The sequence below is a fragment of the Nitrospirota bacterium genome, from assembly GCA_004296885.1.
In the GTDB taxonomy this organism is placed as follows: domain Bacteria; phylum Nitrospirota; class Nitrospiria; order Nitrospirales; family Nitrospiraceae; genus SYGV01.
In genome coordinates, this window is the sequence record SCVN01000011.1 from 13125 (window position 1) to 31569 (window position 18445).

Below are 18445 nucleotides of genomic sequence, written 5' to 3' on the forward strand. Positions count from 1 at the left end.
CGGGCCATACCTGTCTGATTACTCGTACCGCAACCCCTCGACCAGCGGTTGCCGGCCGGCCCAGCGGGCCGGCGCATAGCCGGCCACCAATGCCACGATCAAGGCCAATCCGATCGCTTCCGCCAGGAGGCCGACCGGAAGGGTCCATTGAATCGTCCATCCGAACGACTGCGTATTGATCACGTTGATCAGTAGCACCGAGAGAAGCCCGCCCCCGATCAGCCCGAGCAACGCGCCCAGCACCGCCAGATAGCAGGATTCCCCGAGAATCAGCCCTTCGATCTGCCGCCGACCCGCGCCGATTGCCCGCAACGTTGCCAGCTCCTTCTGCCGTTCCAAAACCGATGTCAGCAGCGTGTTGACAATGCCCAGCAACGCGATGATCACGACGATGAGCTCCAGCGCATAGGTGACCCGGAACGTCCGGTCGAAGATCGCCAGAATGTCCGCCTTCAGCTCTACATTCGGGATCACGGCAATGGCGCGCTCCTCCTCCGCCAGCCCGGCCGCCAGCTCCTGCACCCGCTGACGGACAAGCGCGACGTCTTCGCGCCGATCGAGATACAGAGCAAAGACCGTCGCCGTTTCGTCCGGCCAGAACCGGCGATAGAGCGCTCCGTCCATCACCACTTTTCCGCCATCCGTGGCATAGTCATAGAACACCCCCAGGATGGGGAAGGACCGCTCGCCGGCCGGTGTCATCATGCGGAGCAAGCCGCCGGGGCCCACGTCCAAGGTGCGGGCCAGCACTTCGGACAGGATCACGCCCTGGCCGGATACCGTTCGGTTGAGCGTCTCCACCGGATCGCCGGCCAGGAAGAGATACCGGCTCCGCTCCCCATGCAGCCGCAAGTCACGGGCCACCAACGAAGCCGGCCGGCCTTGAATTTCCATCCGCACCTGCCGATAGGGATCCACGGCGGCCACACCCGGCACCGCCGCCAATCTCTCGGCCCATGACAATGGCAGACGTTTGGCCGGCAGCCCCGCCTCATCGCTATTCAGCCAGGAGGCGGGCGCCACGATCAGATCGGCCATCACCGTTTGGTTGATCCAGAGTTCGACCGTCGAGCGGAAACTCCGCACCATGGTGCCGACCCCCACCATGATGGCAATCGCCACCATGAGGGCCGAAATCGTCACCGCGCTGCGTCCAGGCGCCTGGGCCACCTGCCCGATCGCGAGTCGGCCGATCGCCCCGATCCTCCCGATCCATCCGCTCCGGCGTCGAGACCCGCCGCTGCCCATTTCTCGACGCATCAGCAGCCGTCTGATCAGACCGACGATCCCCGGGGCAAAGCAGGACAGACTGAGCAGGAGACAAAAGGCGGAGGCATAGCCGAACAACGGCAGTCCGTCGATCGGACCGGGGAGCGCCAGCAATCCGGCCAGAGACAGCCCTCCGATACCGATCCACGCCAGCCGGCCGGCGTGGAGGTGCTGCTCAACTTCATACGAGCCGGGAGCCAACGCCCGAGAGGGCACCGTCCGCCCCGCCTCCAGGCTCGGCAGGAGAGCGCCCGCCATCGAGACCAGCATCCCCACCATCATTCCCTGGCCGATTCGCGCAGGCGACACCGCCAACAGGGCACCGCCGGCCACCGACACCGGCGCATAGAGGTCCGAGACCGTCCGTGACAGGATCGCCGCCAACCCTCGCGCCAGCACCACACCCAATCCGCTTCCCAGTACGCCGCCCAGCAGCCCCATGACAGCCGCCTGGACCAGGAACAGCCCCGTCACTCCTTGCCTCGACATCCCGATGGCGCGCAGAATACCGATCTCCCGCCGCTTGCGGACCACCGTGAACGACACGGTGTTGTAGACGATGAGCAGCCCGACGAGCAGCCCCACCGCGCTCAACGTCGCCAAGTTGAGCTGAAATGCCCGGACCATACGCTCCACTTGCTCGTTCCGGCGTGAGGGACGACTCACCGTCAGGGACGGAGGCAACATCGCTTGGATGTCTCGCGCCACCTCCGCCACCGAGTTGCTTGGATCGGTTACCAGATCGATGCGGTCCAACCGGCCAACGAGTCCGAACTGGACTTGTGCCGAGGCAATGTCCATGACTGCCATCTGGCTCCAGGCTGAGATACCGCCCCCAGATGATTCCACCACCCCCCTGACCACAAGGTGATGGACCTGGGTGCCCACCAGCAGATCGAGGGGAGAACCGGTGTGCAACCCCCAGTCATCGGCCAGCCGCCGCCCGATAAAGATCGCGTCGGGAGCCAGTAACGCATCGAATCGTTCGGCCGCTTCCACGGACTCGCCCCCGGTCCTCATCGTGATCCCCTTCAGATCTGGCGCATCCAACAAATCCAGACCCATCACAAGCATCGGTTGTCCACGGTGAGCGCCGGCCACAAGCCTCCCCCCCTGAGACAGGACCGGGCTGGCCGACGTCACGGCCGGATGAGCGAGGAGAGCCGGGAGCAGGCCTTCATCCAGACCCAATTCTCCCCCGGACACTTGGAGCGTCGCCCGCCCGGCGACAGCAGTGACCGTGTCCTGGAACGATTTCAGAACTTCCTCGTTGGCCGTCGGGATCGCAATCGCCACCGACACCCCGAGCGCGATACCTGCGATCGTCAGGATCGTTCGCACCGGCCGCTCGAACACCTGGCGGCTCGCGATCCAGCACGCAGCTCTCAACATGCGACCAGTACCTTTAGGTTGAACTTCCATGAATGACTCAGCGAATGTGCAAAGGAAACCATGAAGAAACGGAGATCACTGTAACCATGTGGGACTTGTACGCAATTGATGAAAACATATGAAGACATTGTCTTCTATAAGATTCCTGGCTCGTGGAACGCCCTAACTAATTCATTCTCGGCCCTTGCATGAGCCTACCAGATTTGCTAGATTGACAGTGTTGCGTCTGTAGGAAAATTCTTACTCAAGGAACGAGGGGTGTCATGCGCAGGGCAGCGAAAAAGACAACGAAGCCGAAAGTCCGATCCTCAGCCAAAGCCAGCCGGACGCTGACACCGCGCCAAAAAGAAATTCTTCGCTTGGTCGCGCAAGGCCTGACCAACCGAGAAGTGGCCGAGCACCTGGGGATCAGCGTGAGGACCGTCGAGGTCCACCGGTTCAATCTGATGCGTCGCTTGAAGGTCCGTAACGTCGCGCAGCTCCTGCGGCAAGCGCTGATTCATGGCCTGCTGCCGAAGAGCTTCGGCTCTCGTTAGCCCTAGAGCTCTTTCAGCTTCCCCCGGCAAGCTTCCAGAGACCGGTATCCCTTCTTCTCCAGGACAGCTGCCAGTTCCCGCTCCAGCCGTTCGAACGCTCCAAGCCCTTCCTCCATCAGCACCGTCCCTACCTGGACAGCTGAGGCTCCACACAGGACATGTTCGAAAATATCCGTGCCGGTGACGACGCCGCCGGTCCCAATAATGGGCAGCCGACCTCCGAACAGTTTCCAGAAGGCCCGGACGTTGGCCAAGGCCACTGGCTTGATCAGCGGCCCGCCCAGCCCTCCGAATCCCCCCTTTGGCTTGATCACCACCGTTTCGCTGGCCGGGTCCACTACCAACCCGTTCCCCACCGAATTGATCAATGAGAGAAATTGCACCCCGGCGCGCTCCAGCACCGGAACCATCTGTTCTTGATGGACCGGATCGAAATAGGGAGGCAACTTGACGCCCATGGGAACGGTCAGTATCTTTCGCACCCGAGCCAGCAACCGTTCCGAAGCTTCGGCGTCATAGCCGATCTGAGGCTTTCCAGGAATATTCGGACAAGAGAGGTTCACTTCGACCAGGTCCGGCCGGCTCTCGTTGATGAGCGTGGCGATCGAGACAAAATCCTCTTCGCACAAGCCAGCCACGCTGGCGATGACCGGCTTCCCGAAACGCCTGAGATCGGGAATCAGCTTCGCATAGGCGCGATACCCCAGATTGGGCAGGCCCATCGAATTGATGGAGCCGCTCGGAAATCCGTAATACCGAGGCTCCGGATTTCCCTGGCGCGGCTCCAGCGTCATGGACTTGGTCACGATGGCGCAGGCCCGCGAGCGCCCCAAGGATTCCAGCTCGGCCTGCGTCACGCAACGCGCCCCCGCCGCGTTCATGATGCAGCCGGCAAACCGCACGCCCGCGATAACGGTCGACAAATCCACCTGGTTAGCCTCCGTCACAGCGCTGCGCTCCCCGCTCCCGACTCAAGACGGCCGTCCCGAAGCCCATGCACGGTATCCGCCTGCTGCGCCGCCTCCCGACTGTGCGTCGCCATGATCACGGTGGCACCGAATCGCCGCGGCAGGGACCGGAGGAGGGCGATGATCTCGGCCCCTTGCTTGGAGTCCAGGTTGCCCGTCGGTTCATCCGCCAGCAACAGCATGGGCTGATGGACCAGGGCCCGCGCAATCGCGACCCGCTGCTGCTCGCCCCCGGACAATTCGCCGGGGCGGTGATGCTCCCGCCCGCGCATCCCCACGGCATCAAGACACTCGGCCACCCGCTGGCCCGCTCGACCTCCGCCACGGCCGCTCAACAACAGCGGGAGCGCCACATTCTCCGCGGCGCTGAGACCGGGCAGCAAATGAAACGCCTGAAACACCAGGCCGATGCATTCCCGTCTCAGCTTGGTCCAGTCCGCATCCGAGAAGTCAGCCGTGGCCCGCCCGTCGATCGCCAGGGTCCCCTCGGTCGGCTGGTCTAGCCCGCCGATCAGATTGAGCAACGTGCTCTTGCCGCAGCCGCTGGGACCCATGAGCGCACAAAACTCACCGGGGCCGACTTCCAGACACACGTCTCGGAGCGCCGTCACAATCGCACGCCCTTGCGCATACTGCTTGTAAATATGGTCGAGCTTGACCACGCCCCTGCTGGTATCATCGCCGCATGACATCCGAACCAATGCGCCACTCGTATACCACAACCTGCCATAGCTCACAAGGACGGGGCCGTTGGACTTGACAGAGCTTGCGCCGATTGCCTACAAGAAAACGGCTCGGGCTGCCGGTTCGTCCGAGCCACAGGAGCATATCTTCGGTGGAGACTCGATGCAAGGCCTGACCGAAGCTTTCAGACGTCTCCTGCACATCGTGCTGCCGGTGGAGTGCGCAGGCTGCGGCACCGCTCTCACCGACGACCCGGTCCCCTTCTTCTGCCGGTCCTGCTGGAGCGGCATCAGTCCGATCGACGGGCCCGCGTGCCCCCGCTGCGGCCGCCCCTTCGCGTCCCCCGTGGCGCTGACCTTCAGCCCCGATCACATCTGCGGCTCGTGCCGAAAGAAACCCCCGGCCTACACCAAAGCCTGGTCCCTCTATCCCTATACCCCGCCGCTCCGGGACGCGCTTCTCCTCTTCAAGTATCGCGGCAAGGTGACCCTGGCGGAAGCGTTGGGCAGCCTGTGGCACACCTCGGCCATGCCGCAGCATCTCGATCTCTTGATGCCGGTGCCGATCCATCCCTCCCGCTTGCGCGAGCGCGAGTTCAACCAAGCCCTCTTGCTGGCCGACCGGCTGAACCGCAAGCTCCGACTCCCTCTGTCGTTCGACAATCTGGTCCGCCTGCGCCAGACCGTCCCCCAAACGGAATTGAGCCGATCGGCACGGCTGAAAAACCTCCGCCGGGCATTCGCGGTTCAGCGTCCAGACGACGTGCGCGAGAAGCGGATTCTCCTGATCGACGACATTTTTACCACCGGCACAACCGTCAATGAATGTGCCAAAGCCTTGCGGAAGGCCGGCGCAGCCGACGTCTACGTCTGCACGCTGGCGCGCACGCTATAGTAGAAGCGTCACAAGGTCTATCTGACATCCCGAGAAAAAAGCCATGCCGATCTATGAATACCGATGCACGGACTGTGGGAAACGGAACAGCCTACTGATCCTGAGCATCAGCCATCCCCCGTCTCTCGCCTGCAAGTACTGTCAAAGCGCCAAGCTGGAACGAGTCCTGTCCCGCTTCGCCTCGCCCAAGTCGGAGGGGGCCAGACTGGAATCCTTGGCGGACCCAAGCCACTTCGGGGGTCTGGACGAAAACGACCCGAAGAGCATGGCCCGCTTCATGAAGAAAATGGGCGAGGAGATGGGCGAAGACGTGGAGGCGGCGCTGGACGAGGCAGGGTCGGATGGGGAGGCATCGGCAGCCACTGACATAGACTGACATGCACTGACTTGGCCGATTGCTTGACAATTTCCCGACCTTGTCTATACTGGCACCTTGTGAGACCGTTGCTCCCCACGATGGCTCGGCACAAGGAACCATGGCACTGTCATCCAAACCGGCCAAGAACGAACTGCTTACGGCGGAAGAAACCTGCCGGTACCTTAAGATCACTCCCAGGACTTTGTACCGGTATATCCAAGACCGCCACATGCCGGCCTTTAAACTCGGCAAGGAATGGCGGTTTGCACGCACCGATCTGGAACAGTGGCTCCAAGGGCGCGCCACATCGGCCACTCGACGGACCGGCAGGGCCTAACCCCATGCCGACAAGGGAGCGCGCACATGTTCGCGGGTGAGTACCTCTGCAAGCTGGATGAAAAAGGCCGCTTTATCATCCCCTCTCCCATCAGGGAGCTGGTGCAGGCCCAGGGGAACGGAGTGGTCTTCCTCAAGGGCGAGCACTCGGTGCTGATTTACTCCTCGGCCGAGTGGGCCAAGCTCCTGGACAAGACCAAAGACAAGCTGGACGACGACCAGAAGCGGCTCTTCATGCACTTCGTCGTTTCGGAAATCGGCACGTCCGACGTGGACAAGGCGGGCCGCGTGTTGATCCCCGGCCGCTTCCGCAAACTCGTGCCGGTGGAAGACGATCTGGAAATCACCCTGGTGGGACTCTACAACCACATGGAAGCCTGGAACCCCTCCACTTGGCGCCGGTATTTGAGCCAGACGGAGGACAAGAACGAGCAGAACCTCAACAAAATTTACGACCTGCTTTCCTCGACCTAACGTGCCACGCGCGTCACGAAAGCCTGCGTCCCGCCAAGTCGCCGTTTCATTGCGCCTCACCTCCTATCGGCAGACACAACCTCTATCCGCTGAACCGTCCCAACTGGCACACGCAATCCTGTCGGCCTCGTTCCCGACATCCAGACGCAGATCGAGGCCAGTCCTGCTGCAAGTCACCGGGCCGCTCGGCCAAGCCACCGTCTCGGCGACAAGCCTCTCGGTCACCCTGCCAGTTCCTCCGAGCATCAACCACCAATATGCCACGGTCAACGGCCGGCGCGTGCTCTCGGCCGTGGGGCGAGGCTACAAGGCCCAAGTGGCCCAGCTTGTCCTCCTGGCCCTGGCCCAGTCCCAGCACAAAGTCTCGTTGCGCCAAAGCCTCGGATCCGGCCCTCTGGCCCTCTCCATCCACTTCCATTTTGTCTCCCCGCTCCGCCGCGACGTGGACGGAGGGCTCAAAATCGCCCAGGACGCCCTCTGCGAAGCCCTCGGCCTCAACGACAACCGCATCGTGGAGATTCATCTGTACAAAGAGCAAGATTCAACCAACCCCCGCATCGACGTGTCGCTCCGCCCCGCATAGACCAGCTTTTTAAGTCTCGGCTGGAACGGCTGCTTTTCGTCCATCTTCACGCCTCTGCGAGGCAAGCGCATTACCGGAGGCTTGGCGTACTCGCCAAGCTTCGAGACTGACAGGACGCTCAAAAAGGCACCTTACTCACCCGCCCACCCTGCGCGCGCCAAGACGCGTGCCGTTCCCATGGCAAGGCCGCAGCGAGCGAAAAGCCGAGGCGTACTCTTGGCGGTACGTCGAGGGTTTGAGCGATGCGAGAACGAAGCGGGCGGGCTTTTTCAACACCCTGCTATTCGTAGCGCAGGGCTTCGATCGGATTCAGCCTCGACGCTTTATTGGCAGGATACAGGCCGAAGAAGAGTCCCACGGCCAGGGAGAAGAAGAACGCGACCAGGATGGATTCGGCCGAAATGATCGTCGGCCAGCCGGCCACCACCGTCGTGATGCGCGCGCCGACCACCCCGAACACGATGCCGAGCAGGCCGCCGACCAGGCTCAGAGTCATGGCCTCGATCAAAAACTGCATCAAGATGTGCCGCCGCTTGGCGCCCACCGCCATCCGCACGCCGATTTCCCTCGTCCGTTCGGTCACCGAGACCAGCAGGATGTTCATGATCCCGATCCCGCCCACCAACAGCGAAATCGAGGCCACGGAAAACATCATGAGCGTGAGGGTCTGACTGGTCCCCTCCTGCACCAGACCAATATCCACCTGGGTGCGGATCGTGAAATCGTCCTGCTGCTCCGGCTGGAGGCGATGCCTCGCCCGCAGGACCTCCCGGATGCCTTCCACCGCCGCCGGCAAGTCGTCCGGATGGTCGGTGGAGGCGAACAAGGCACCGACCGAGCCGAGAAACTGGGTACCGAGGACCTTGCGCTCCGCCGTGCTGAACGGGATGAAGATGATATCGTCCTGGTCCGACCCCTGGGCCGACTGTCCCTTGGGCACGAGCACTCCGATGACCCGGAAGGGCACGTTCTTGATTCGGATCACAGAGCCCACCGGCTCCTCTCCTACATCGTAGAGGTTCTCGACCACGGTCTGGCCGAGCAAAGCCACGCGGGCCCCTGCTTCCATATCGGCCTGGGTGAAGGGGCCTCCGCTGGAATAGGACCAGTCCCGGATCATCAGGTAACTGGGAGAAATGCCGTTGACGGGTGTGTTCCAGTTCTTGTTCCCATAGACGATTTGCATCACGTCCCGCTTGGACCAGCCCGTGTCGCTCAGGAGCGGGACGCGCTTCTTCAATTCCAGCGCATCCGAGACGGTCAAGGTCACGCCGCTCCCCTGACTGCCCCGCACGCCACCGACGGTGGTGGCGCCAGGCAGCACGATGATGACGTTGGTCCCCATGCTGGCCACTTGCGCCTGCACCACGGCCTTCGCCCCCTGCCCAATGCTCACCATGGCGATCACCGCCCCGACGCCGATGATGATCCCCAGCATCGTCAGTCCGGCCCTCATCCGATTCCGGAACAGGATACGAAAGGCGGTCAAGACAGTCAGCCAGACAAACGCCCCCATCGCTCAATGGCCTCCCATGGAGGCCGGCGCGCCGGTCCGGTCGCTCAGGATCTGTCCGTCTTTGACCACGATTTGCCGCGCCGCATAGTGCGCAATGTCCGGTTCGTGGGTAACCAGGATGATCGTGATCCCGTCGTCCCGGTTGAGGGACTCCAGAATACCCATGATCTCACGGCTGGATTCCGTGTCGAGGTTCCCGGTCGGTTCGTCCGCGAGTAAGATGGACGGTTGCGAAACCAGGGCCCGGGCGATAGCCACCCGCTGCTGCTGGCCACCGGACAGTTGGGCCGGGGCATGGTGTTCGCGCCCGCTCAGTCCCACGCGGGCCAACGCGGCGGCGGCCCTGGTCCGCTGCTCGCGCAGCGACACCCCGCGGTAGAACAGCGGCAGCTGCGCGTTTTCCAAGGCGCTGGTGCGGGGAATGAGGTTGAAACTCTGGAAGACGAACCCGATTTTCAGATTGCGGATCTCGGCCAACTCATCCCGGCTGGCTTTGCCGATGTCGAGACCGTCCAAGAGATAGGTTCCGCGCGTGGGCTGGTCCAGACAGCCGAGGATGTTCATGAGCGTGGACTTGCCGGAGCCGGACGCTCCCATGATCGCGACGAATCCGCCGCGCTCGATCGAGAGACTCACCCCGCGGAGCGCCTGCACCTCGATATCGCCCAGGCGATAGACTTTCCACAAGTCCTGGCAGAGGATCAGTTCGCCCATCCCATCCTCACTCTCACAATACAAAGGGGAGACGGGGCCGGCCTCAACTGCGCGCGTCCAGCGAGCACTGCTTCATCGTGCGCGATGCGCGAGCACAGAGGCCGCCCCCGTCTCCCCTACAACCCCCGGTCCCGACCGCCACCCGGCCGCCGCTGCTGACCCGAGCCGAAGCCTGGCGGGAGGGAGTCCTGCTTCTTGGCCCCGCGGGGCGTTTCGATGCCGATGATCACTTGATCCCCGTCCTTCAGCTCGCTGTTGACGATCTCGGTGACGTTGCCGTCGGAAATGCCGGATTGGATGGCCAGGGCTTCCGGATCGCCGGTCGCCCCGACCCTCCATACTTTCTTCTCCGCCGGCCCGCGCACCTTGGCGGAAGCCGGACGGGCCGGGGCTGCGCCCGGTTCGCCGCCCCCGGCAGGTTTCCCCTCGCCTCGCTCGGCTCTGGGCGGGGTGAAACGCAGCGCCGCATTGGGCGCGGTCAACACATTGTCCTTCCGGGCCACGACGATCGAAACGTTCGCCGTCATGCCTGGCTTGAGCCGCATGTCCTTGTTGTCCACCCCGATCACGACGTTGTAGGTCACGACGTTCTGCACGCTGATGGGGGCGTTCCGGACCTGCCGGACTTGCCCGCGGAAACGTTCGCCCGGATAGGCATCCACCGTGAACGTCGCCTCTTTGCCTTCGGCGATGCCGCCGATGTCCGATTCGCTGACGTTGGTGTCCACCTGCATCTGGGTCAAATCGAGGGCGATCAAAAATAGGTTCGGGGTCGCGAAGCTGGCGGCCACCGTCTGCCCCACTTCCACGTTGCGGGCGATGACGATGCCGTTGACCGGCGAGCGGATGACCGTGTACTTGAGGTCCAAATCGGCAGAACTCAGGGTCGCCTCGGCCTGCTTCACCTGCGCGTCGGCGACGTCCAGTTGCGCCTGGGCGCCCTGATAGGCCGTTACCGCCACATCGACGTCGTTTTGCGAGACGAACTGCCGGTCGATCAGCGTTTTCAGCCGGTCCAGCTCACGCTTCCGCTGCGCAAGATCCGTCCTGGCCTTGGCGGCGCTGGCTTTCGTAATCTCCAGATTCGCCGCCGCCTGGTCCCGCCTGGCCTTGAACGGCGAGGGATCGATGCGGGCCACGACATCCCCCGCCTTGACGATCGAATTGTAATCCGCGTGCAGGCTCAGGATCATGCCCGACACCTGACTGCCGACCTGGACCGACACGACGGGATTGATCGTGCCGGTGGCGGACACCGCCGACACCACGGTGGCCCGTTCCAGCGGCGCAGTCCGGTACCGGGTCGGCACCTTCCGCTCCCCGCTGAAAAAGACGTAGCCGCCGACGCCCAGGCCCACCACCAGCACCGTAAGAATCCAGACGGTTTTCCGCACCACATTCCTCTTTCGGCCGACACAACGAGGGCTGCTCTCGTTCATTCTAGGGGGCCACAGGCGGAAACACAACAGGCCATCCGCCCAACCTGCGCGAATGGCCTGTCACACCATCAAAACATCAACAGGAAAGTTGGGGGGTCTTTACATAAGGGGAGTCGCCGCCAGGAGGCAAAAGGTTACATCCGGCATGGTCATCGGTCGTGGCGAGGCCGTTTGCTCAGGGCGCGACGGTGATCCGGTCCTTGATCACGTCATAGGTGGCCTTCGGCAGCACATTCTTGGCCACCAATTCGCCGCGAACCTTGTAGGGACGATTGGTGACGATCCGCTCGGCGACTTCCTTGGTCAGGCCCAGGAACAGGACCATGTCGTTGGAGGAGGCCGTATTCACGTTCACCGGAGCCAGCGCCGCCGACTGCGTGGCCGGCGCGGCGGCCACCGGAGCCTTGGCCGACGGAGGCGGCAGTTTCGGCGCGGCGGTCGGGGGAGCAGGAGGAACCGGCATCATGGGGGCCTTGGGAAGAGCCGGGGAGCCAGGAACGCCGCTTTGCCGGTCCTTGAGCTCTTTCTGGTATCGGTTCACCGCAGCGGTCAGGGTTTCGTTGCGCTGCTTGGCCTCGTCGTAGTCCTGCCGCAACGTCCGGTGCTGGGTCATCAACTCTTTGATCTTTTGTTCCTGGTCCCGGACGCGGCCTTCGACGCCTTCCCGTTCCTTGTCCCGGCTGTCCTTGATCCGCTGCAGCTCAGCCTGGGCCAGTTCGGCCTCCGCGATGATCTTGCCGTTGCTGTCTTTGAGCGTCTTGACCTGCTGCTCGAGGGTATTCTTCTGCTGCCGGACCCGCTCCAGCTCGGCTCTGGCGCTTTCCGTTTCCGCAACCGCTTGCTGGTACTTGCCGCTGGACACACAGCCGCCTGATCCGACCGCGACCGCAAGGGCCGCACCAAGCATGAGCGACTTCCTCATTCCGTCCTCCCTCTCCTGAGCGCCAGGCGATTCGCGACCGGTCTCTCCAGAATACTCGATTTCCACGGGGTTCCCGCGCGACTATGGCGCTTGTGATGTGTAGTCCATCAGGCCCGGTTTGTCAATAGGTCCGAGGGGTTGGGCCCTTCCAGCCGGGACTTGAAGCCCGGGATTCCTCTCCCTCCACTCTTGACTCCCCTGACTCAGTCTGTGATTATGCGCCAGTCTCAATAGGCCACGTTAGGGAACGACACGCATGACGGAATGGGGACCAGGGCTCGCGATCCTGCTGGGTCTGGTAGAAGGGCTGACCGAGTTCCTGCCGGTCTCCTCCACCGGCCATTTAATCCTGGTCGGATACTGGCTCGGCTTTACCGGAGCCGTCGCCATCAGCGTGGAAATCTCCATCCAACTCGGCTCGATCCTGGCCATCGTCGCCTACGAACGGCACAAGCTTGCCGCGATGCTCTCCAATGCCTGGAAAGAGCAAGCCTCGTTCCGCGCCCTGGTCCGCACTTCTCGCGAGTCGGCGGACCGGAATATGGAAGAAGGCTTGGGCTATATCCTCTGGCGATCGGCCGACCAGCACCCGAACCTCTGGTTTCTCACGGGGCTCAGCCTGGCCTTTCTTCCGGCCGCCGTCATGGGACTCCTAGCCCGTCATTGGATTGAAGCCTATCTGTTTTCCCCACGCACCGTGGCCGCTTCGCTGATCGTCGGCGGCCTAATTATCCTGGCGGTCGAAGCCTTCAAAAGTCGGCCGCAGATCAACCGGCTGGAACAGGTCGGCGCCAAAGCGGCGCTCTGGGTCGGCTTGGCGCAATGCGTCTCGCTGATTCCCGGCGTGTCCCGCTCCGGCGCCACTATCGTGGGCGGTCTGCTTACCGGGATGGACCGGAAGATCGCCACCGAATATTCGTTTTTCCTCGCCCTGCCGACCATGATCGCCGCCACCAGCTACAAGATGTTCAAGTCCCGAGACCTGCTGACCAGCCAGGATGCCTTGGCCTTGGTTCTAGGACTCCTGGTTTCGTTCTTCGTCGCCTGGGGCGTCATCGCCGCCTTTCTGGCCTTCGTCAAGCAACATAGCTTGCGCGCCTTCGCCTACTATCGGGTGGCGCTGGGCATCCTGGTGCTGCTGGTCTTAGGCTGAACGTCGCCAAGAATAAGAGCAGGGTCGCATGGCGAAGCCGTCGGCAGATACCGTGAAAGTCTTCGACACCTGGGTGAACGGCAAAAAAGGCCGGCTGCACTTCGACGTGATGACGACCGATGAGAAGACTGCGCTGAGACTGGCCAAGGAGCATTTAGCCAGGATCGGCGAAGCCGAGGCGACGATCACTGCGCGCGAGTGCCAGTTTTGCCACAGCGAGCCCCTGGTCATGTTTTCGACGGACCAGCAGAAACAGTTCAACGAGCAGGGGGCTTTATTCTCGAACTGCCGGCCTAGTCCCGACTTACGAATGGTCCTGCTGAAGCGCCTGGTCCGGTTCTTTTTTCTCGAACGCGAAGTGCACGATCAGGAAGCAGACGCCGACGCTGATCGCCGCATCCGCGACGTTGAAGGCAGGCCAGTGGTAGGCATCGATGTAGAAGTCCAGAAAGTCGATCACCTCGCCGAAGCGCAGCCGGTCCAGCAGGTTGCCCACCGCCCCGCCGAGAATCCCCGAGATGAAGAGCTGCCCCAGCCGGTCTTCCTGTGGCAAGCGGAAAAAGATCGTCAGGAGCAACCCCAGAGCGAAGAGGGACATGACGCCGAAAAAGACCAGGCGGAAGAGGGTCCCGCTGGAGGCCAGAATACCGAAGGCCGCGCCTGGGTTGCGGATGTAGGTCAGACTGAAGAAATTCTGGACGATTGGGATGGATTCATGCAGCCGCATGGTCTGCATGATGTGGATCTTCGTGAGCTGATCCACGACGATCGTGCCAAGCCCCACGACGGCCAGAATTACGAAGCGCATCGCACGTCCCTTCACCGGATCGCCTCGATGCAACGGTCGCAAATCGTGGGGTGCTCGGCGACCGCCCCCACCGAGGTCCGATAGTTCCAACAACGCTCGCACTTTTTGCCCTCGGCCTTCTGCACCGTCACCAAAAAATCAGGCGCCTGGGGTAGGGCGTGCGCTTCCCGCAGTTCGGCTTGCGACACGATAAACAGGCCCGGCAAGTCTTGCTCGTACGGCTTCAAGAACTTGAATCGCTCCGGACCGGCTTGGACTATCACTTTGGCTTCGAGCGACGACCCGATGACTTTGTCGCGACGTTGAGCTTCCAGCGACGCTTGCGCAGCGCCCCGCACTTCAAGCAACCGCTCCCAGCGCTGCGCCAACGCCGCATCGGCCCAGCGAGGATCGGACTTGGGGAACGACGCCAAATGAACGCTCGACGCCCCGGCTTCCTTGCGCACCTGCTCCGGCAGCATCCGCCAGATCTCTTCCGCCGTAAAACTCAGGACCGGCGCCATCAACTTCGTCAGCGCCACCAGCACGTCGAACAACACGGTCTGGGAGCCGCGACGCAGTGGAGAGTTTTTATGCAGCGTGTACAGCCGATCCTTGAGGATATCCAAGTAGACCGCACTCAGGTCCACCGAGCAGAAGTTGTTCACCGCATGGAAGATCGTGTGGAACTCGAAGTCCTCATAGCCGCGCGTGACCCGCGGAACGAGCTCGCCCAGGCGCAGGAGCGCCCAGCGGTCGAGTTCTGGCAACTGCTCGTACGATACCCGGTGTACAGCCGGATCGAAATCGTAGAGGTTGCTCAAGAGGAACCGGCAGGTGTTGCGAATTTTCCTGTACGCCTCGACCAGATGGTTCAGGATTTCCGGAGAAATCCGGAGGTCCTCGCGATAGTCCTGCGCGGCGACCCAGAGACGGAGAATCTCGGCGCCGGACTGTTTGATGACATCCTGCGGCGCCACCACGTTGCCGGCCGACTTGGACATCTTCTTGCCGGCCCCGTCAAGGACGAAGCCGTGCGTCAGCACCGCGTCATACGGCGCACGTCCGTCCGCGGTCACTCCGGCCAGCAGCGCACTGTGGAACCAGCCCCGATGCTGGTCGGAGCCCTCCAAATACAGGGCGGCGGGCCACCAGTTTCGAGGCTTGAGGACCGCCGCATAGCTGACGCCCGACTCGAACCACACGTCGAGAATATCTCGCTCCTTCTGAAATTCCTTCCCGCCGCATCGGCAGGCCGTGCCGGCAGGCATCAATTCCGTTGCGGATTTTTCAAACCAGAGGTCCGCGCCTTGCCGCTCGACCAACGAAGCCACATGCTCGATGACCTTCGGATCTGCCAGCACCGTTTTGCAGGTCATGCAGGTGAATCCCGGAATCGGCACGCCCCAGACCCGCTGACGGGACAGACACCAGTCGGGACGATTCTCGATCATCCCGTTGATGCGATCCTTCCCCCAAGACGGAATCCAGCGGACTTTTTCTCGAATTTGATCGAGCGCCCGCTGACGCAACGCATGGGTCTCCATCGAGACGAACCACTGTTCGGTCGCCCGGAAGATCACCGGGGTTTTGCACCGCCAGCAATGCGGATACGAATGTGCGAGGCTTCCCGCGCCCAGCAGCTTGCCGTTGGCCTTGAGCCGCTCGACGATCGCCGGGTTGGCTTTCAGCACCTGCTGCCCGGCAAACTCTTTTACCGACTCCTTGAACCGTCCCGCATCGTCCACCGGCGCCAGGATTTCCAGCCGTTCGCCGGGCGTCGCGTGCTGATTATGTTCCAGCACCAGCAGGTAGTCCTCCATGCCGTGACCCGGCGCGATATGCACACACCCAGTCCCCTGTTCCAAGGTGACAAAGTCGCCCAGGAGAATCGGCGAGAGCCCGTCGGTCAGGGGCCGCTGGGTTTCCAATCCCTCGAAGCCCTGACTCCCCTTGCGCGAACCGAGGATGGCATAGTCGGCCAAAGCACAGGCCTTAGCCACGTCGCCCACCAGCTTCTCGGCAATGATCAACACCTCCGTCCCGACCTTCACGAACGCATAGTCGATGTCCGGGTGCAGACAAACCGCCTGATTGGCCGGTAATGTCCAGGGCGTGGTGGTCCAGATGACCGCCGAGACACGCACAACATCTGCAGGAAAAGACATTCCAAAAACAGCGGCACTGCTCAAACTTTTCGGCTGATTAACGAGCGGAAACTTCACATAGATCGAGGGAGACGTGTGGTCCTCGTACTCCACTTCCGCCTCGGCCAGCGCGGTTTGATCCACCGTGCACCAGAGAACCGGCTTCAACCCTTTGTAGACTCCACCCTTCTTAACGAAGGTCCCGAACTCGCGCAGGATGGTCGCCTCGTAGGCCGGGTCCATCGTGAGGTAGGGATGGTCCCAGTCGCCCAGCACGCCCAGGCGGCGGAACTCCTCGCGCTGGAGATTGACGTATTTCTCTGCGTACTCGCGGCAAAGTTTGCGGATAGCGGGCACATCGAGGCCCTTTTTCTTGTCACCCAACTCCTTGAGCACCTGATGTTCGATCGGCAGTCCATGGCAGTCCCACCCAGGCACATAGGGCACGCGGAACCCGGCCATGGTCTTGGACTTGACGATGATGTCTTTGAGGATCTTGTTCAGCGCGTGGCCGATATGGATACGGCCGTTGGCGTAGGGCGGGCCGTCGTGCAGCACATAGAGAGGACGGTCTTTGCCGGCTTCCTGAATCCGCTCGTAGAGACGCTCCTGCTCCCACTTGGCCAACAGTTCCGGTTCCCGCTGCGGCAAGTTCGCCTTCATCGGAAAGTCGGTCTGGGGCAGGTTGAGTGTGGCCTTATAGTCCATCGCCGTGAATTATGAATGTTGAACGATGAATGATGAATTGCGAGGCTGGTTGAATCTGAAATTCAACATTCAGCATTCACAATTCATAATTTCGGCTAGCTCACTGCCATCATGCGATCCAGCGCGATCTTGGCCCAGGCCTTCTCATCGTCCGGCACGACGATCCGGTTCACAACATGCCCGTCGGCCAAGTTCTCCATCGCCCAACAGAGGTGGGGAGCGTCGATGCGAAACATGGTGGCGCACTGGCAGACCGTGGAGGACAGAAAAAGCACCCGCTTGTCCTGCTGTTCCCGCTTCAGCCGGTTGACCAGATTCAACTCGGTCCCGACCGCCCAGACGGTCCCTGCAGGAGCCGCACTGACGGTTTTGATGATGAACTCGGTGGAGCCGACCAGATCGGCCTTGTCCACGACGGTTTCATGGCATTCCGGATGGACGATCACGCGGCCCTGCGGATATTGCTTCCGAAAATAGTCCACGTGCGCCGGCTGGAACATCTGGTGTACGCTGCAGTGGCCCTTCCAAAGAATCAGTTTGGCCCGGCGGATCGCCTCGACGCTGTTCCCGCCGTTCGGCTGGAACGGATCCCAGACGATCATCTCCTCCCGCGGCATGCCCATCTTGTTCGCCGTGTTGCGACCCAGGTGTTCATCGGGGAAAAACAGAATTTTCTCACGCCGGGCCCAGGCCCACTGCATGACCGCCCAGGCATTGGACGAGGTGCAGGTAATGCCGCCGTGTTCGCCGCAGAACGCCTTGAGCACTGCGGCGGAATTCACATACACGGCCGGCATGACCGATTCCTCCACCGCCAGAACCCGGCCGAGCGACTCCCAACATTGATCCACCTGTTCGATGGCCGCCATGTCGGCCATCGAACAGCCGGCGGCGAGATCGGGCAGGATCACGACTTGTTTGGAACGGCTGAGGATATCCGCCGTCTCCGCCATAAAATGCACGCCGCAAAAGACGATATAGGGCCGTTCCGAGCGCTCCGCAGCCAGCTTGGACAGCATCAAGGAGTCCCCGCGGAAATCGGCATGTTCGATGACTTCGTCGCGTTGATAATTGTGCCCCAGGATCATGACCTTGGCGCCCAACGCCCGTTTGGCCGCCGCGGTGCGCGCAAACAGCTCGTCCGGCGTCAACGCCTGATAGTCGGTGATCGGCCGAACAACGGTTTCAACAGCTTTCACGGTTTCCCTCTGCTCTCCCGCGGCGGGCAGGAAATCGGCGCGTGCATGGGGCTGTCCCCTCACGGGAAGTCGCTCATTCTACGCTAGGCCATCGCGGACAATCAACGCCTCCGACGGAGCGGCGCGGGCCGAATCCGACTCCGAGACACTAGGCCTAACGGCCGATTGACAAGCTCGAAAACCGGGGTGTACGATCCCGCCATAGCTAGGGGAGCATCAGGAGCCTGACGGACGGCTCCGAGGCTGAGAGTCCGACCCAGCGGACGACCCTCAGAACCTGACCTGGATAATACCAGCGTAGGGAAGCGGCAACAGTTGGTCGATCACGGCCTGTCCAGCCGCACCCTCTCCCGGTGCGGCTTTTTT

17 protein-coding genes, 1 pseudogene and 1 riboswitch are annotated in these 18445 nt (G+C 62.2%); of the genes and pseudogenes, 8 read left to right on the top strand and 10 right to left on the bottom strand.

What is annotated here, in order from left to right:
* Positions 1–18 precede the first annotated feature (18 nt).
* Positions 19–2691: an FtsX-like permease family protein gene (locus EPO61_06635; GenBank protein TAJ09235.1), complete on the bottom strand. Its 2673-nt coding sequence runs from the start codon at positions 2689–2691 to the stop codon at positions 19–21.
* Between the two features lie 233 nt (positions 2692–2924).
* Here EPO61_06635 and EPO61_06640 point away from each other — a divergent pair, with 233 nt between their 5' ends.
* Positions 2925–3197, top strand: a complete 273-nt coding sequence (locus EPO61_06640; GenBank protein TAJ09236.1) for a response regulator transcription factor — start codon at positions 2925–2927, stop codon at positions 3195–3197.
* Between the two features lie 2 nt (positions 3198–3199).
* Here the strand turns inward: EPO61_06640 and EPO61_06645 are convergent, their stop codons facing one another.
* Positions 3200–4126, bottom strand: coding sequence for a dihydroorotate oxidase (locus tag EPO61_06645; GenBank protein ID TAJ09271.1), 927 nt, complete (start codon positions 4124–4126; stop codon positions 3200–3202).
* 14 nt (positions 4127–4140) lie between these two features.
* Positions 4141–4827, bottom strand: coding sequence for an ABC transporter ATP-binding protein (locus EPO61_06650; GenBank protein TAJ09272.1), 687 nt, complete (start codon positions 4825–4827; stop codon positions 4141–4143).
* Between the two features lie 88 nt (positions 4828–4915).
* Between EPO61_06650 and EPO61_06655 the strand changes: the two genes are divergently transcribed.
* The 5 genes from EPO61_06655 (at position 4916) to EPO61_06675 (ending at position 7494) form a co-directional block, all read left to right on the top strand.
* Positions 4916–5743 (top strand): ComF family protein, encoded by an 828-nt coding sequence (locus EPO61_06655; GenBank protein TAJ09237.1) that lies wholly within the window; start codon positions 4916–4918, stop codon positions 5741–5743.
* A gap of 43 nt (positions 5744–5786) precedes the next feature.
* The gene (locus EPO61_06660) at positions 5787–6119 is read left to right on the top strand and encodes a zinc ribbon domain-containing protein (protein TAJ09238.1); all 333 of its coding nucleotides are present in this window, start codon (positions 5787–5789) and stop codon (positions 6117–6119) included.
* 100 nt (positions 6120–6219) lie between these two features.
* Positions 6220–6438, top strand: coding sequence for a DNA-binding protein (locus EPO61_06665; protein ID TAJ09239.1), 219 nt, complete (start codon positions 6220–6222; stop codon positions 6436–6438).
* Positions 6357–6911, top strand: a complete 555-nt coding sequence (locus tag EPO61_06670) for a hypothetical protein (protein ID TAJ09240.1) — start codon at positions 6357–6359, stop codon at positions 6909–6911. The genes EPO61_06665 and EPO61_06670 overlap by 82 nt, the downstream gene beginning before the upstream one ends.
* A 166-nt stretch (positions 6912–7077) precedes the next feature.
* Positions 7078–7494 (top strand): RusA family crossover junction endodeoxyribonuclease, encoded by a 417-nt coding sequence (locus tag EPO61_06675; GenBank protein TAJ09273.1) that lies wholly within the window; start codon positions 7078–7080, stop codon positions 7492–7494.
* Between the two features lie 280 nt (positions 7495–7774).
* Here EPO61_06675 and EPO61_06680 read toward each other — a convergent pair whose 3' ends face one another.
* The 4 genes from EPO61_06680 to EPO61_06695 form a co-directional block, all read right to left on the bottom strand.
* Positions 7775–9010 carry an FtsX-like permease family protein gene (locus EPO61_06680; GenBank protein ID TAJ09241.1) on the bottom strand — a complete coding sequence of 412 codons (1236 nt, stop codon included), beginning with the start codon at positions 9008–9010 and terminating at the stop codon, positions 7775–7777.
* Between the two features lie 3 nt (positions 9011–9013).
* Positions 9014–9724, bottom strand: coding sequence for an ABC transporter ATP-binding protein (locus EPO61_06685; GenBank protein TAJ09242.1), 711 nt, complete (start codon positions 9722–9724; stop codon positions 9014–9016).
* A gap of 116 nt (positions 9725–9840) precedes the next feature.
* Positions 9841–11163 carry an efflux RND transporter periplasmic adaptor subunit gene (locus tag EPO61_06690; protein TAJ09243.1) on the bottom strand — a complete coding sequence of 441 codons (1323 nt, stop codon included), beginning with the start codon at positions 11161–11163 and terminating at the stop codon, positions 9841–9843.
* A gap of 175 nt (positions 11164–11338) precedes the next feature.
* Positions 11339–12085, bottom strand: coding sequence for a hypothetical protein (locus EPO61_06695; GenBank protein ID TAJ09244.1), 747 nt, complete (start codon positions 12083–12085; stop codon positions 11339–11341).
* Between the two features lie 256 nt (positions 12086–12341).
* Between EPO61_06695 and EPO61_06700 the strand changes: the two genes are divergently transcribed.
* Entirely contained in the window at positions 12342–13238 is an 897-nt protein-coding gene (locus EPO61_06700; GenBank protein ID TAJ09245.1) for an undecaprenyl-diphosphate phosphatase, read from the top strand.
* A gap of 28 nt (positions 13239–13266) precedes the next feature.
* Positions 13267–13512 (top strand): annotated as a pseudogene (locus tag EPO61_06705) (DUF2024 family protein).
* Between the two features lie 30 nt (positions 13513–13542).
* Here the strand turns inward: EPO61_06705 and lspA are convergent.
* The 3 genes from lspA to nadA form a co-directional block, all read right to left on the bottom strand.
* Positions 13543–14046, bottom strand: coding sequence for a signal peptidase II (gene lspA / locus EPO61_06710; GenBank protein ID TAJ09246.1), 504 nt, complete (start codon positions 14044–14046; stop codon positions 13543–13545).
* A gap of 11 nt (positions 14047–14057) precedes the next feature.
* The gene (locus EPO61_06715) at positions 14058–16880 is read right to left on the bottom strand and encodes an isoleucine--tRNA ligase (protein ID TAJ09247.1); all 2823 of its coding nucleotides are present in this window, start codon (positions 16878–16880) and stop codon (positions 14058–14060) included.
* A 95-nt stretch (positions 16881–16975) separates the two neighbouring features.
* Positions 16976–18079: a quinolinate synthase NadA gene (nadA, locus tag EPO61_06720; protein TAJ09248.1), complete on the bottom strand. Its 1104-nt coding sequence runs from the start codon at positions 18077–18079 to the stop codon at positions 16976–16978.
* A gap of 197 nt (positions 18080–18276) precedes the next feature.
* A riboswitch (TPP riboswitch) is annotated at positions 18277–18400 on the top strand.
* Positions 18401–18445: the final 45 nt, after the last annotated feature.

Bases quoted from the DNA above. Each gene is read 5' to 3' on its own strand.
- EPO61_06670 (TAJ09240.1), top strand. From the start codon at position 6,357: ATGGCGGTTTGCACGCACCGATCTGGAACAGTGGCTCCAAGGGCGCGC.
- EPO61_06680 (TAJ09241.1), bottom strand. From the start codon at position 9,010: ATGGGGGCGTTTGTCTGGCTGACTGTCTTGACCGCCTTTCGTATCCTG.
- EPO61_06640 (TAJ09236.1), top strand. From the start codon at position 2,925: ATGCGCAGGGCAGCGAAAAAGACAACGAAGCCGAAAGTCCGATCCTCA.
- EPO61_06690 (TAJ09243.1), bottom strand. From the start codon at position 11,163: ATGAACGAGAGCAGCCCTCGTTGTGTCGGCCGAAAGAGGAATGTGGTG.
- EPO61_06635 (TAJ09235.1), bottom strand. From the start codon at position 2,691: ATGGAAGTTCAACCTAAAGGTACTGGTCGCATGTTGAGAGCTGCGTGC.
- EPO61_06700 (TAJ09245.1), top strand. From the start codon at position 12,342: ATGACGGAATGGGGACCAGGGCTCGCGATCCTGCTGGGTCTGGTAGAA.
- lspA (TAJ09246.1), bottom strand. From the start codon at position 14,046: ATGCGCTTCGTAATTCTGGCCGTCGTGGGGCTTGGCACGATCGTCGTG.
- EPO61_06715 (TAJ09247.1), bottom strand. From the start codon at position 16,880: ATGGACTATAAGGCCACACTCAACCTGCCCCAGACCGACTTTCCGATG.
- EPO61_06695 (TAJ09244.1), bottom strand. From the start codon at position 12,085: ATGAGGAAGTCGCTCATGCTTGGTGCGGCCCTTGCGGTCGCGGTCGGA.
- EPO61_06665 (TAJ09239.1), top strand. From the start codon at position 6,220: ATGGCACTGTCATCCAAACCGGCCAAGAACGAACTGCTTACGGCGGAA.
- EPO61_06660 (TAJ09238.1), top strand. From the start codon at position 5,787: ATGCCGATCTATGAATACCGATGCACGGACTGTGGGAAACGGAACAGC.
- EPO61_06685 (TAJ09242.1), bottom strand. From the start codon at position 9,724: ATGGGCGAACTGATCCTCTGCCAGGACTTGTGGAAAGTCTATCGCCTG.